The sequence below is a fragment of the Dorea sp. Marseille-P4042 genome (genome assembly GCF_900290215.1).
Lineage (GTDB): Bacteria > Bacillota > Clostridia > Lachnospirales > Lachnospiraceae > Dorea > Dorea formicigenerans.
The window spans coordinates 696,607-710,516 of sequence record NZ_OLMI01000003.1 but is presented as its reverse complement, the minus strand read 5'-3'; the positions used below and the strand labels follow the sequence as shown (position 1 = coordinate 710,516).

General features: G+C 37.2%; 13 protein-coding genes. 10 read left to right on the top strand and 3 right to left on the bottom strand.

What is annotated here, in order from left to right; genetic code table 11:
• Window positions 1-3 precede the first annotated feature (3 nt).
• A complete protein-coding gene (locus C7E02_RS16950) occupies window positions 4-1,758 on the bottom strand; it encodes an IS1182 family transposase (RefSeq protein WP_105310228.1) in 1,755 nt (584 codons plus the stop codon).
• A gap of 146 nt (window positions 1,759-1,904) precedes the next feature.
• Window positions 1,905-2,222, bottom strand: a complete 318-nt coding sequence (locus C7E02_RS16945) for a helix-turn-helix domain-containing protein (RefSeq protein WP_005337362.1) — start codon at window positions 2,220-2,222, stop codon at window positions 1,905-1,907.
• A gap of 349 nt (window positions 2,223-2,571) precedes the next feature.
• On the opposite strand from C7E02_RS16945, the gene C7E02_RS16940 reads away from it, so the two are divergent.
• Genes C7E02_RS16940 through C7E02_RS16925 form a run of 4 tightly spaced genes read left to right on the top strand, consistent with a single transcriptional unit; the run spans window position 2,572 to window position 5,719 of the window.
• Window positions 2,572-3,390 carry a methionine ABC transporter ATP-binding protein gene (locus C7E02_RS16940; protein WP_005337361.1) on the top strand — a complete coding sequence of 273 codons (819 nt, stop codon included), beginning with the start codon at window positions 2,572-2,574 and terminating at the stop codon, window positions 3,388-3,390.
• Window positions 3,391-4,074: a methionine ABC transporter permease gene (locus tag C7E02_RS16935; protein WP_005337359.1), complete on the top strand. Its 684-nt coding sequence runs from the start codon at window positions 3,391-3,393 to the stop codon at window positions 4,072-4,074.
• Window positions 4,075-4,097: 23 nt separating this feature from the next.
• The gene (locus C7E02_RS16930; protein ID WP_105310227.1) at window positions 4,098-4,937 is read left to right on the top strand and encodes a MetQ/NlpA family ABC transporter substrate-binding protein; all 840 of its coding nucleotides are present in this window, start codon (window positions 4,098-4,100) and stop codon (window positions 4,935-4,937) included.
• Window positions 4,937-5,719 carry a DUF169 domain-containing protein gene (locus C7E02_RS16925; protein WP_105310226.1) on the top strand — a complete coding sequence of 261 codons (783 nt, stop codon included), beginning with the start codon at window positions 4,937-4,939 and terminating at the stop codon, window positions 5,717-5,719. The genes C7E02_RS16930 and C7E02_RS16925 overlap by 1 nt, the downstream gene beginning before the upstream one ends.
• A 126-nt stretch (window positions 5,720-5,845) precedes the next feature.
• On the opposite strand, the gene C7E02_RS16920 is transcribed toward C7E02_RS16925, so the two are convergent.
• Window positions 5,846-6,907, bottom strand: coding sequence for a uroporphyrinogen decarboxylase family protein (locus C7E02_RS16920; RefSeq protein ID WP_105310225.1), 1,062 nt, complete (start codon window positions 6,905-6,907; stop codon window positions 5,846-5,848).
• Window positions 6,908-7,281: 374 nt separating this feature from the next.
• On the opposite strand from C7E02_RS16920, the gene C7E02_RS16915 reads away from it, so the two are divergent.
• The 6 genes from C7E02_RS16915 to C7E02_RS16890 all read left to right on the top strand — a co-directional run bounded on the left by C7E02_RS16915 (window position 7,282) and on the right by C7E02_RS16890 (window position 13,874).
• Window positions 7,282-8,343 (top strand): uroporphyrinogen decarboxylase family protein, encoded by a 1,062-nt coding sequence (locus C7E02_RS16915; protein ID WP_105310224.1) that lies wholly within the window; start codon window positions 7,282-7,284, stop codon window positions 8,341-8,343.
• Window positions 8,344-8,531: 188 nt separating this feature from the next.
• Window positions 8,532-9,800 (top strand): sugar ABC transporter substrate-binding protein, encoded by a 1,269-nt coding sequence (locus C7E02_RS16910; RefSeq protein ID WP_105310223.1) that lies wholly within the window; start codon window positions 8,532-8,534, stop codon window positions 9,798-9,800.
• A gap of 18 nt (window positions 9,801-9,818) precedes the next feature.
• Entirely contained in the window at window positions 9,819-10,685 is an 867-nt protein-coding gene (locus C7E02_RS16905; RefSeq protein ID WP_105310222.1) for a carbohydrate ABC transporter permease, read from the top strand.
• Complete coding sequence (locus C7E02_RS16900) at window positions 10,685-11,521, top strand: carbohydrate ABC transporter permease (protein WP_105310221.1); 837 nt, start codon at window positions 10,685-10,687, stop codon at window positions 11,519-11,521. The genes C7E02_RS16905 and C7E02_RS16900 overlap by 1 nt, the downstream gene beginning before the upstream one ends.
• 2 nt (window positions 11,522-11,523) lie before the next feature.
• Complete coding sequence (locus tag C7E02_RS16895; RefSeq protein WP_022279677.1) at window positions 11,524-12,333, top strand: acyltransferase domain-containing protein; 810 nt, start codon at window positions 11,524-11,526, stop codon at window positions 12,331-12,333.
• Window positions 12,334-12,572: 239 nt separating this feature from the next.
• Window positions 12,573-13,874 (top strand): ABC transporter substrate-binding protein, encoded by a 1,302-nt coding sequence (locus C7E02_RS16890; protein ID WP_105310220.1) that lies wholly within the window; start codon window positions 12,573-12,575, stop codon window positions 13,872-13,874.
• The last annotated feature ends 36 nt before the right edge of the window (window positions 13,875-13,910 follow it).

Genomic DNA, 13,910 nt, shown 5'->3' with positions numbered 1-13,910 from the left:
CAGCTAAGCTGTTTTTTGCCCTTTTTTCCCTTCGTATTTCTCAATTTCATGATGTAAAAAACGATGGTATTTCATGAGATTTCTGCCTATCGCATACAGCATGAATTCTTTATACACTTTTTCCGCTGAACGGTAATTAGACCGCCGGAAGTTTTCGTTCTCTTTGATATCTCCAAAATGCCCTTCTGTCTGGATCGACCGTGTCTGACGTTTCAGGATCCCTTCTTCACTCTGGATATTCGCATTAGATTCTTCCTTTAGTTCTTCCCGCCGTTCATTGATCTTCATGACTTTATTCCGGTCTGGGTTCTTTTCCTCATTGTATTTATAAAGACATTTGGATTTATGCTCGCAGTCGCTACAGTCCGTACACCCGTACACCTCCACCGTCTGGGTGTAGCCATCCTGCTCTTTGTTTTCCGTCCGGATATAGCGAAGTTCCCTTCCATCACGGCAGATGTAATAATGCTCATTCTCAAAAACCTCGTATGTCATGTTGTAATACTTCCCAATGTCCTCTTTGTAGGCCCGTGTCTTCCGCTTTTCATGATCCTGAAGCTTGATGAAGCTTTTGATCTCATTCTCTTTCAGATACAGCAGGTTCTTCTCACTGCAGTAGCCGCTGTCGGCAGTCACTGCCTCCAGTGTATCGCCAAACGCATTCTGGTGCTTTTCTAAAACCGGAATCAGCGTATTATAGTCTGTCCGGTCATTACTCACATATCCGTGGATAAGGAAGTAGTTCTCTACTGCGATCTGGACATTGTACGCCGGTTTTAACCGACCGTTCAGCATATGGTTCTCTTTCATCCGCATGAACGTTGCTTCCAGGTCTGTTTTGGAATAGCTGTTGCGGTCTTTCCCCATGATCTCAAAACATTCCTTATATTCCATCAGGCGGCTTCCGCATTCTTCCAGTTCCTCGTAAAGCTTTTGGATTTCCGGCTTATGCTTTCCTTTCCCATAAACGAACCCAATCCCTTCTCCTTCGGCTATCCGTATCAGGTTCTTCTGCAGCTTCAGGATCTCAAGCGGGGAGCAATGATTAATCTCAATGACGGTGTTATTGGAGATCTTCTTATGTTTTGTAAGTTTCCGGTTCCTGTTTTCTTCGATGACCTTCCTGACTTTATCCATTCCTTCAATCACAAACATCCGGGCATCCCCCAGGTCGTATTTGGGCCCATACCCGTTCTCGTGCAGAAACGTATTATACTTTGCATAAAGGGCATCTATAGTGTCCAGCAGGCCGGCAAGATGATAGTTGAGGCTGCCCCGCCAGACGAACGTATATCTGTTTGCGTTTGCTTCGATCTTTGTCCCATCGATGTAGAGTTCTTTCAGTGTGATAAGCCCTTCCTTCTCCAGGCGACGCATGAACTGGTAATTCAGTTCATGCAGGACTTCTCCCGTCAGCTTTTTCCCTTTAAAATCGTAAAAAGTATCCCTTTGGGGTTTCTGCCCTTTGGTCAGCCAGATAAAAGCAAGATCTCTCTGACATAAATCTACAATACGGTCAACAGCCCTGACTCCTCGCATGTTAGCGTAGGTAACAACAGCATACAGCATGATTGGGTTATACCCGGTTCTTCCCTTATTCGAATAACAGGCCAGCAGTCCCGAAAAATCTAATTCCTCCATCACTTTTTTCAGGGTATAGACAGGATCGTCGTCGGGTAAACTCAATTCGAAGAAACTGAAGTTAATTTTCTGATGCCCAATTTCAAAAAAGTCGTTATAATAATCTTGTTTTTGCATAGTTCCATTATAACATGGAATGGAGAGAAAGATGGTTGTCGTTAGCCATCTTTTTCTCTTTTTGAGAAATAAATTCAGGGGCAGACAAGACTCATGCGAGTCATGTCTGCCCCTGTTTAGAACTGTCTATTTCCAGACAGCCCCTTTTATTGTGCCTTTAAAAGATCGTCTATCAAGAAAAGAAAATGTTGTTGCTGTTCAGGTGTAAGCTTCGATATCTTTTCAAAAAGTTCGTTAGTTGTTGTCGGATTTTCTAATGTCATATCAAAAAAATCTTTAGGATGTATATCTAAAAAATCACATATGTAAAAAAACACATTCATGGAGGGAAGAGATTTCTGATTCTCTATTTTGTTAATATAGCTCTCGCATTGACCGAGAGAAAGACTCATGTCGCGCGCGGAAACACCCTTCTGCGTACGGAGTTCATTTAAACGTTGGGAAAAGAAATTTAAATAGTCCATATAATACCTCCTTATGGAATTATATTCCATTTTTTGGATAAAACGGGGAATACAAAGAACTATTATGCGAATAGTAGGGAATAAAAATCGCAATAGAAAAAATATGTGCGAATAGAAAAAAACTATAAATACAATTTAATATTAATAAAAACAATTGGAAAGGAAATATAGTCGAGAGTATACTTAAGAATAAAGAATTTAATTCTATATTAAATAAAAATAGAGGAATATATTCTTTCGAAGAGGAAATTCATAACATGTTAAGAAGAGAAAAATATGTATAGATGCGAAACATTATTTCCCATAAAAGTGATAAAAGATTTCGATTTATACAAAAGAGGTAAAGACATTGATTGAGGTAAAAAATTTAAATAAATCCTTCAAAGGGATTTCTGTTTTAAAAAATATAAATCTAACGATACAAGATAATGAAATATATGGATTGGTTGGTCCAAGCGGAGTCGGAAAATCAACTCTTTTGAATTGTTTAACAGGTCTTGAAATATATCAATCGGGGAGTATTGCAATTGATGGTATCAAATTAGAAACTTTATCTGAACTTAAACTGAGACAGTTTCGTAAAAATATGGGAATGATATTTCAAAATTTTTCTTTGATTGGCAGAAAAGATGCTTTTCATAATATTGCGCTTCCTATGGAGTGTTGGAAATATCCTAAAAATGAGATTAAAAATCGCGTAGAAGAGTTAGCAGAACTTACTGGTATTCAAGACAAATTAAAATGTAGACCATCCGAATTGAGTGGAGGTCAAAAACAAAGAGTGGCTATTGCTAGAGCGTTGGTAATGAATCCTAAGTATTTATTATGTGACGAATGCACATCTGCGTTAGACCCCAAATCAACAGTAGCAATTTTGGGACTTTTAAAAAATCTACAACAAAAATTTAAAATAACAATTATTGTTGTTACACATGAAATGGATGTTATACAGAATCTTTGTGAGAGAATGGCTATTTTGGATAAAGGAGAAGTTTCTTTGACTGGAAATGTAAAAGAAATTTTTGAAAATAAACCCAAGGAATTAAAAGAATTAATTGGAGAAGATAATCAAAGAATTTCAATTACATTAGATATAGAAGATTTTGTAGGAGTTCAAAAATATTTAAATGAAACTAATACTCAATATAAAGTGTCGGGAGGTTTTTAAATGATAGGAATTACGAGGGAGCTAGAAAATACAAACCTGATGCGTTATATGTCATCTGTTATTATACCATCGATTGGAGATACTTTAATAATGGTATTGGTATCAGCTATATTTTCAATTTTTTTTGGTATTTTTTTAGGAATTATTCTTGTGATGACTGATAAAAATGGCTTATCACCGCACCCAATTATTCACGGTGTTTTAGCTAAAATAACAGATATTATTCGTTCTTTTCCGATGATGATTTTAATAGTTGCAATTGCACCTATTACAAGATTTTTTATCGGAACTAAAATAGGTGTACAAGCAGCCATTTTTGCAATTGTAATTGGAAGTACTCCATTTGCAACAAGAATGACAGAAAATTCGTTAAATACTGTTGATTCGCAACTTATTAAGATGGCTCGTTCAATTGGTGCATCTAAACTTCAAATTATATTTAAAGTAATGCTTGTGGAAGCATTACCAACGTTAGTATCTAATTTTACGATTATGATGATTAATATGCTGAATACTTCAGCGATGGCAGGAGCAGTTGGGGCTGGTGGACTTGGAGCAGTTGCTTTGACCTATGGCTATCAAAGATTTGATTATTTGATTATGTACTTTATTGTAATTATATTGATATTTCTTGTTATGCTTATACAGGGGATAGGCAACAAGTTATATAAATTAACTAAATAATTTTATAAAACGGAGGATTAAAAATGAAAAGAAGATTATTAGGAGTGTTGCTTGCAGTGGCAATGGTAGGCACATTAGCAGCGGGATGTGGAAGTAAGTCCACGGAAAGTGAAAAGAAAACGGAAGACAAAAAGGTTATTAAAATAGCAGGGACTGCTGTTTCAGAAGTTTTTTATGAAGCGTTTAAAGACAAGTATGAAGCAGAAGGGTACAAGACAGAATTTGTATCATTTGATTCTAACCCTGTTTGCTTAGAGGCTTGTGCCAGCGGGGAAACGGATGTGTCGCTTGGTCAGCAGAAGAAATTTGCTTTAAGCTATAATGAAAGTAATGGAGCAGATTTGGATATGGTAAAGCCATATGGAATGTATACTGGTATCGGTTTATATTCTGAAAAATATAAATCAGTAGATGAGATACCAGAAGGATCACAGATTGCAGTCATGAACGATGCTACAAATGAAGACGTTTCTTTAAAAATTTTGGAAGAGGCAGGACTTATAAAATTAGCTGATGATGTAGACCTTGCTACTGTTGCAGATATTGTTGATAATCCAAAGAATCTTGAAATTGTAGAAATGGAACAGGCTCAGACGGTTACGGCTCTTGAGGATATGGCAGCAGCATGTTGCTGGTTTACACATATGTCTGCTGCGGGAAAAGATCCTTCTTCCTATATAGTACGGGATAATGTAATGGTAAATTATCCAATGGGTGTAATAACAAAGGGTGATGATGTTCAATCTGACTGGGCAGTAGCAATGGCAGAATGCTTGCGTGATTCAGATGTACAGAAAAAAATTAATGAAACATATCCGAATGTATTTGAATTCTATACAAGTGATGATCAGGTTAAGGAATAATGAAAAATAAATGGAAACATACAGTGGATAAACTGTATTGTGCATTGGAGTTGGAGCGAAAAGTAGTTGGAATAAATTTTTTGGCAACTGAAGATGATTATGATAAAGCAGACGGAATAGCTTTAAAAAAAACAATTAATTATTGTCAGATGATTGCTGCAGCTACAAAAGGCAACATGATTAAAGCAAAAAAATCAGATTTTAAATGTCAAAGTGGACCGAGAGTATTGGGAATGGATGTAGATGATTCTAGAAATGATCATGGTGAGAATTGGGCTCGTTTGAAACTGTATAATAGTTCAAAACTTTCTAGTGAAGTGAGGGAACAATTAAGTTATATGGAAAAGGGATATATTGGAGTTTCTGTTGCCCCAATTGAGCAATTAAATGATTTTCCAGATGTTACTATTATTGTTACAAATCCATATAATGCTATGAGAATTATACAAGGATATGCATATTTTTATGGGATGCCAAAGGCAATTCGAATGATTGGAAATCAAGCACTTTGTCTTGAAAGTACAGCAAGGCCATATGTGGCAAAAGATATGAATGTATCAATGCTATGTATTGGGACCAGACATCGCGCTGGATGGAAAGATGATGAAATGGCAATTGGAATTCCAAGAGAACAAATTTCGAATGTTATTGAAGGTTTGTTGGCAACGCTTAATCAGATGGAAAGTGATTGTAATAAAAAGAATATAGAAGAAAAATTAAAAGAAAAAAATATTTCGTTTGATATTCGATATGGATGTAATTATTACATGGATTGTAAATAAAAGTGAAGACATGTAAGAGAGAATAAAAAATAAAGTGATTAAGTATGAAAAATGGGAGATGCTAGAGATGGCAACTCCCATTTTGAAGTGGTATATTATGTAATTATGGATATTGCGAATACATTTTTATTCCCAATTTGACGGCTGTACCGGGTATTTCGCACATTTTCTTGCTGCGCGCATGTAGGCATCAATGTTTTCCAAGGATGTCTGTACGGGGATGTCACAGCCTGGGGCAATGGTAAATCCACATGGATTATCCCAGCATTTGCGGAAGCACTCGATGACAGCTTGCTCTATAGATTCTGGAGTTCCCTGCAGAATGTCAACTGGAGAGACATTTCCCATAATAGAAAGCTTGTCGCCGACTAGTTCTTTGGCAACAGCAATATCTACTGCGCTGTCGATGCTGACTCCGCGAATTCCCATCTCAGGGAAAGTTTCAAGAAGTCTTGTTGTATCACCGCAGATGTGGAAACCAGCGCCGTGGCTGCCCCATTCTTTCCATTTATCCATAACTTTTTTGTAATATGGAATGACAAATTCGCGGAACTGCTTTGGAGACAGAAGGGAAGCAGTAGGCTCAGCCAGGCCGATTCCAATCTGATTTTCTACAAATTTGCGGCCAACTTCGATAGTAATGTCAGCGGCAAAGTCTAAAAATTTGTGAAGCCCTTCTGGGTCTTTTCTCATGGATTTGAGAATTTTCTCTGTTCCGGCAAGGTTTGCGGCAGTCGTAAATGGTCCCATGAACCCGACTCCTGTGAAAATCTCATCATTTAATTCGTCTTGGATAATCTGAACTGCCTCATAGGTAGTCTGTGCATTTGTATCATTTTCAAAACGAATTTTCTCAAGATCCAGTTGATTGATATCGGAAAAATCTTTCACGATATATTTTTTGATGATAGGAATTCCGGATGGATCATAGGTGGATTCGGCGCCGAATGCAACTGGAATACCATCCAGACGATAGTTTACACTTAATCCATCCTGACCGAAACGCTTATAGCTTTCAATGAGCCAGTGGGCGCGAGATTTTGATTCTGCAAAAGCTTCTTGATAAGATACTCCGAAGTTCATACCGATGTATGGGGAAAATAATTTGATAGGCATACGGTCTACCGGTTTTCCGGAAAATAAGGCGAATGCCCGTTCTTTAGGGGTCATTTGGTCATCTTTGTGCATGAAAAATACCTCTTTATTAATTTGCTTTGGATGTCAAAACATATAAATCTTAATTAAACTATACGCCAGTTAACTGGATAGAACAAGGAATGAGTGAGAAAAAGAAGATTGGAAAATATGATATATGAGGGGAAACATAGAAGAAAAATATAAATAAGATCGAGATATATTATTTGATAAAAAATATGGTATACTGAACCATATAGCCTCCGGCAGGGCGCACATTGTCCGGTGGACAATGGTTTTGCGCCGACCGAAACGGAGTGTAGACTTGCAGAGGTGCGCAGTAGAAGTATGTCGTGCAATTGCATGACGCGCACCTCGCAGCAAGAATGTGTTCGGCATTCTTGAATAACAGGATAAGAGGGACAAGGATGAAGATTGAGAAAAATGTGAAAGATCAGATGACACCAATTGAACGAAAGAAGGCAATTCAAAATGGTGAGAGGGCAGACCGAGTGATGGCGATGCCATTTACCAGCGAGTTTAAGTGCTATCTGAGTGGAATCAGTGTTCGTGATTTTTGGTTCGATGTAAAAAAAATGGCACAGGCAGAGAGAATTGTATTTAATCGTTACGGCTATGACCGAATTGTGATCGGACCGAATACAAGAGGAATCGTGGAAGCGCTGGGAGGGAAATTTATCTATCCGGAAAATGGAGTTCCATATGCCGATGCCCCAATGATATCTGATTATAAAAAGCTTGATGAGATGGAGCCGGTCGAGGCAAAGCGAGATCCTCGAATTGCAGTATTTATAGAAGAAGCGAAAATATTGAGCGAAGAGGCGCAGGGAATTGTACCGATTGAGGCAAGCATTGGCGGACCATTTACAATTACTTCTTCGCTTCGAGGGGTGGAAAAATTGCTTAGAGATTGCCGGAAATATGGAGAGGAAGTTCATCGGCTGATGAGAATTGCAACAGATAGTCAGAAAAGCTGTATTGATATGGCAACTCAATATGGACTTGGAATTGCCATGGCAGATCCGGTCGCAAATCCAGCATTGATTGGACCGAAAATGTATGAAAAATTCGTTTTCCCATATACAAAAGAGCTGAGCGATTATGCATATGAAAAGACAGGACATAAAGTATCTCTTCATATGTGTGGAGACACAAGGAGTATTTGGAAATATCTTGGACAATATCAGTTAAATGAATTAAGCCTTGATAATATTATAGATATTAAGCAGGCGGCAGACGAGATTGGCAGTGAAGTACCGATTGCAGGAAATGTAGATCCAGTGAGCATTGTCATGAAAGGAACGAAAGAAGAAATTTTTGCGGATGTGAAACGATGTGTAGAAATTGGAAGTAAGGCAAAGAAGGGATACACACTTGCAACGGGATGTGATATCCCAGAGACAACAGATCCACAGAAGATAGACTGGTTCATGGATGCAGCAAGAGCATGCGGGGAATATAGGGGATAAAATTATTCGTTTTTGCAATAGGCACTATATATTCATAAAAATAAAAATTTAAACAAATGATTATAGATAAAACAAATATAAAGTGATTATATATTAAGAATATCAATTTGGTGTGAAGACGAGAGATATGCTATTCTGTATATGTAGTTATGAAATATTTTCAAAAGAAAACGGGAGGAAAACACAAAATGAAAAAGAAAATTGTAAGCATGTTATTGGTTGCAGCTATGGTTGCATCAATGGCTGTTGGCTGTGGATCAAAGAATGATTCCGGAAATAGCGACACAAAGTCTGATAAAGGAGAATCCATTACATTTATGGCGCCTGATTGGGCGATTCCATCTGATGATCAACTGGATGAATTTACAAAAGAGACTGGAATTGAGGTTGAAGTATCTGAAGTGGGCTGGGATGATATCCGTGAAAAACTGGCTACAGCTGCAACAGGAAATAAAAATGTTGCTGATGTAGTAGAAGTGGACTGGTCCTGGGTAGGAGAATTCAAGGCAGCTGGCTGGTTAGAGCCACTGAAGATTTCAGATGCAGATAAGGAAGATTTTCTTACATTAGATACATTTACAGTAGATGATGAAATTTTAGCACTTCCGTATTCCAATGATTATCGTATCGCATATTATAACAAAGACCAGTTTGCTAAAGCCGGAATAAATGAAGCACCAAAAACATATGCAGAAGTTTTGGAAGATGCAAAAGCATTAAAAGCATCTGGTGTTGATTATCCGCTTGCAATGTCTATGAATGCAGAAGAGAAAGCTGCAACAGGATTAATGTGGACAGCATTCCAAATGGACGGAGTTGTATGGAATGATGATGGAACATTTAATAAAGATGCCATTATGGATGCATTAAATTATTATCAGGAAGTTTTAGATGCTGATTTGGTTGCCCCAGAGGACAAGACAGCTTCTGGTATGGAGGCTTATATGAGAATTTGCAGTGGTACAGCAAGTTTTCTTGTAGGACCAACAATGTTTGTATCTAAGACACAAAATCCGGATGATTCAGCGGTAGTGGGACAGGTTGAACCGATTCTTGCTCCAGGTAAAGACGGAACAGCGAAAAAAACAATGGCTCTTCCAGAGGCACTTGGTGTTACTTCTACATCTGAGAATAAAGAAGCTGCTCAAAAATTTGTTGAATGGTATACATCTGCTGATATGCAGAAAGAATTAAATGAAACACTTGGAAGCCTTCCAACACGTAGTTCAGTATTAAAAGAACTGGTTGATGATGGAACAATTGCAAATGCAGGAGCCATGTTAGAAGCATCTGAGTTAATTGTATCTCCATTCCCGAATGGAGTACCAGCTTATTACGCAGAAATGAGCAGTGCAATGTATAACGCAATTAATAAGATGGCGCTTGGAGAATTGACACCGGAGAAAGCCTATGAAGAGATGTCTTCAGCATTAGATAAACTGCTTAAAGAACAATAAAATATAGGAAATACACATATGAAAAAAAAGATTTTACCATATCTTTTACTTGCACCCATGATTTTGATCATGGGTGTATTAGTATTTTATCCCATTATTACAACTTTTGCGTATAGTTTGAAAAGATGGAAACTTACGGAGCCGGGAAACATTCATTATATTGGATTTAAAAATTATATAGATATTTTACAGTCGGATACATTTAAATATAGTATGCAAAATACTTTATTTATTTTAGTGTTTGTAATTGTTTTTACAACGATAATTGGATATTTAGTTTCAGTATATTTGAATTTGGAATGTAAATGTGCTGGAATGTTACTTGCAATAGCAATTCTGCCATGGGCATTACCACCATTTGTAAATGGTATTTTATGGAAATTTGTATTTTTTTCAGGATATGGATTTTTAAATAAAATACTGATTGGTCTGGGGCTGGTAAGTAAACCGGTTCAATTTCTTGGTTCGCGCTGGCTGTTATTACTGGTTGTTTCGATTGTAGTTGTATGGCGTAGTGTGCCGTTTATGGCATTGGTATGCCTGGCTGGACGCCAGTCAATTCCGGATGCTATTTATGAAGCGGCGAAAATGGATGGAGGAACGCCAAGGAAGGTATTCTGGCATATTACAATGCCACTTATGAAACCATTTTTGGCATTGGGAATTACTTCAACATCAGTAACTGCAATAAATGTTTTTGATGAAATTGTAGCACTTTCAGGCTATGGAGATTTGGGGAAAAATATATTAATGGAGAGTTATTTGACTACATTTTCATTTTTGGATTTTGGAAAAGGCAGCGCAATGACGTATATTGTCTTATTTTTTGCATTACTTTTAGGAATATTCTATCTCCGGAATTTGAACAAGGAGGTGGATTATTAATGAAGTATGTGAAGAAAGCAGGATATATTATTGCAACGATATTTTTTTTAGTTTTCACATTAGGACCATTTGTTTGGACTTTTGTTATGGCGATTACACCGAAAGCAGAAATGTTCTCAAATGTAGTTAGTTTATTACCGAGTCATATTACATGGAGTAATTTTCAGAATTTGTTTTCTGGCGGACGAAGAAGTGTTGCATACTTTACAGGTTTAAAAAATTCTCTTCGAGCAGTGATTGTGACGATCTGTATCGGTATGCCAATTGCTTTGGTGAGTGCATATACATTAAGCAGAATAGAGTTTCCGGGAAGGAAAATTATCAAAAATGCCTTACTTATTACGATGGTCATTCCGGTAATGGCAACTATTATTCCTCTGTATAAAATGTTTTCGGCAGGGCATATGCTGGATAATACATTTTGGCTGAGTATGGTTTATGTAAGTTCGTATCTGCCGATGGCAACGTGGATGATTATAAATTATTTTTCGACAATTCCAAAAGAGCTGGAAGAGGCGGCACACATTGATGGCTGCAGTCGAGGAAAAGCATTTTTTAAAATTATATTGCCATTGTCATATCCGATTATTTTGTCAGTGTCACTGATTATGTTCCTGAATACATGGAGCCAGTTTCAGATTCCGCTTATATTAGCTTCATCTATGGATACAAAACCTATGGCGATTGTTGTATCTGAATTTGTGACAAAAGACAGTGTAGAATATGGATTAATTGCAACAGCAGGTATTGTATCGTTGATACCACCTGCAGTAACAGCAATTATTTTCAGAAAGTATTTAATTTCTGGCATGGTAGGAGGTTCTGTAAAAGGATAATTATGACGATACAGGAAGTGATGCTGCGAATAGAAATACCAGAGGAAGTGCGGGAAAATATAGGAAAGTACAGTTTGTCTGAGAAGGAGTTTTATGAATGGAAACATTTATTTGAAAATGATTTTGAAATATTTTTAAATAAATGGCGAGAAACTCAAAAACATTTTCAATGGGTTTTATGGTTCTATCTGAAGCTGGCATGTGAAGTCCATGAAAAGTATAAGGAGAAAGATATCAGCGAAGAGATATTTCATGATACGTTTTCTGATATCACGATTTGGTGTAAAGAATGTTATCGGAAATACAAAGTATATGGACTGGAAGAAGTGGAATGGGTTGCAAAGTCTATTCGAATGGAGTTGTTCCGTCTGGGAAGACTTCAGTTTGAACCACTTATTTTGGATCAGAAGTTGGCACAGAAATACCATTTGCCGAGTGGAGAAAAAGTGTTGAATGTTCATATACCGGCTGGAGAAAAACTGGATTACTGTGAATGTCAAAAATCTTTTGAATCAGCTAAGAAATTTTTTAGTAACGAAGATGTGATATTTATTTGCGATTCATGGCTTTTAAGTCCGGAACTGAGAGAGATATTACCAGAGACAAGTAATATTATTCGTTTTCAGAAAATGTATCATATTGTAGAGGTACATTATGATTTCCCACAGGCAGAAGAAAGAGTATTTGGGGAAATTCGAGAGAACAAAGATGCATATCTGGAAGAAAATAGTCTTCAGCGAGGATTGAAGCAATATCTTCTGGCCGGTAAAAAAGTTGGAATAGGCAGGGGAATAATCATAAATGAAAGATAAAGGCTTGTTGATTGATAATGAAAAAATTTCAGAAAACATATAGAAAATGCAAGTGCTTTTTTGATAAACAACCAAGTTATTTGCAAAAAAATCTGTAAAAAAATCATTTATTTAATTTTTAAATAAATAGAAAACATTTATTTAAAAATTAAATTTGAGGCAAGTAAAAATAATATGTATAATCTATAAGTGATGATTTATAAAAATATAAGTACGATTCATGGAGGAGAAGCACGAAAATGAAAAAGAAAATTATAAGTGTGCTGTTAGTTGCTGCTATGGCTGTATCTATGGTTGCAGGCTGTGGAAGCAAGAACGACAGCAAAAAATCTGACAGCAAATCTGGCGAGAAGACATTAGAAGTATGGGTACCGCCACTTGACGATGCTACAGAGAAGAACTGGGGAGATCTTTTAAAAGACTGGGAGAAAGAAAATGATTGTAAAGTAAATCTTACAGTTATCCCATGGGACAAGTACGAAGAGACTTATACAACAGCTCTGAACTCAGGAGAAGGTCCGGACGTTGGATATATGTACAACGAGATGTTTCCAACATACATCGATGCAGGTGCAGTAGAGGATATGTCTTCTTACGTTACAGATGAAGATAAGAAAGAGTACAAATATCTTTCTAATGGTAATATGATGGATGGACAGTATGGCTGGCCATTAGTAACGGGAGTTCCATTCGTGTTATACTACAATGAAGATATTTTAAATGCACTTGGAGAGAAAGCACCTGAGACATGGGATGACTTTGCAAGAATCTGTCAGGAAGCTACAAAAGATACTGACGGAGATGGAAAAGTTGACCAGTATGGTTTTGCTTGTGGAATGAATACAAGTGATATCGGAGCAATGCAGATTCTGAATGCATACTACTACAGCGCATTATGGCAGAACGGTGGACAGGTTTATAATGATGACCTGAAATCTGTAAGCTTTGCTGACGAGGCTGGAAAAGAAGCAGTTACATGGTTAAAAGGACTTACATCTTACATGAATGAGGACTTTATGTCACTGTCATGGTCTGATGCATTCTCAAATGTATTCGGTGCCGGAAAAGCAGCATTCGGAATTACACGTTCTTCACAGACAGATGGAACAACATTTGCAGAAACATATCCGGATCTGAACTGGAATTTTGTTACTTCACTGAAGAACAAAGACTTTGGAACATTTGGAGCAACAGATTGTCTGACACTGATGTCTGCATGTGAGGATAAAGACCTTGCTATGGACTTCATCAAATATGTAACAGGTTCTGAGTTCATGACAGCATATCATGCAAAATGCCCGGGAGCTGCACTTACAGAGAGTGAGCCATATGTAGGTGATGAGAAGATGGAGAAAATCTATACAGAGGATAAAGACAAATGGCATGGAATTCAGGTTGGTCCTTGTGGAACACAGATCCTGAACCAGCTTGCAGCTGATTTCCAGGGAATTATGAGCGGAGAGACAAGCGTTGATAAAGGTCTGAAAGAGGCTGAAGATTATGCAAACGGACTGTTAGATGAATATTGGGCAAATAAATAAAAGATAAATGCATAATAGTCGATGCCTGCAAGTTTT

Coding starts and splice junctions, on each gene's coding strand:
- C7E02_RS16950 (WP_105310228.1), bottom strand. CDS start 1,758: ATGCAAAAACAAGATTATTATAACGACTTTTTTGAAATTGGGCATCAG.
- C7E02_RS16945 (WP_005337362.1), bottom strand. CDS start 2,222: ATGGACTATTTAAATTTCTTTTCCCAACGTTTAAATGAACTCCGTACG.
- C7E02_RS16935 (WP_005337359.1), top strand. CDS start 3,391: ATGATAGGAATTACGAGGGAGCTAGAAAATACAAACCTGATGCGTTAT.
- C7E02_RS16930 (WP_105310227.1), top strand. CDS start 4,098: ATGAAAAGAAGATTATTAGGAGTGTTGCTTGCAGTGGCAATGGTAGGC.
- C7E02_RS16925 (WP_105310226.1), top strand. CDS start 4,937: ATGAAAAATAAATGGAAACATACAGTGGATAAACTGTATTGTGCATTG.
- C7E02_RS16920 (WP_105310225.1), bottom strand. CDS start 6,907: ATGCACAAAGATGACCAAATGACCCCTAAAGAACGGGCATTCGCCTTA.
- C7E02_RS16915 (WP_105310224.1), top strand. CDS start 7,282: ATGAAGATTGAGAAAAATGTGAAAGATCAGATGACACCAATTGAACGA.
- C7E02_RS16910 (WP_105310223.1), top strand. CDS start 8,532: ATGAAAAAGAAAATTGTAAGCATGTTATTGGTTGCAGCTATGGTTGCA.
- C7E02_RS16905 (WP_105310222.1), top strand. CDS start 9,819: ATGAAAAAAAAGATTTTACCATATCTTTTACTTGCACCCATGATTTTG.
- C7E02_RS16900 (WP_105310221.1), top strand. CDS start 10,685: ATGAAGTATGTGAAGAAAGCAGGATATATTATTGCAACGATATTTTTT.
- C7E02_RS16895 (WP_022279677.1), top strand. CDS start 11,524: ATGACGATACAGGAAGTGATGCTGCGAATAGAAATACCAGAGGAAGTG.
- C7E02_RS16890 (WP_105310220.1), top strand. CDS start 12,573: ATGAAAAAGAAAATTATAAGTGTGCTGTTAGTTGCTGCTATGGCTGTA.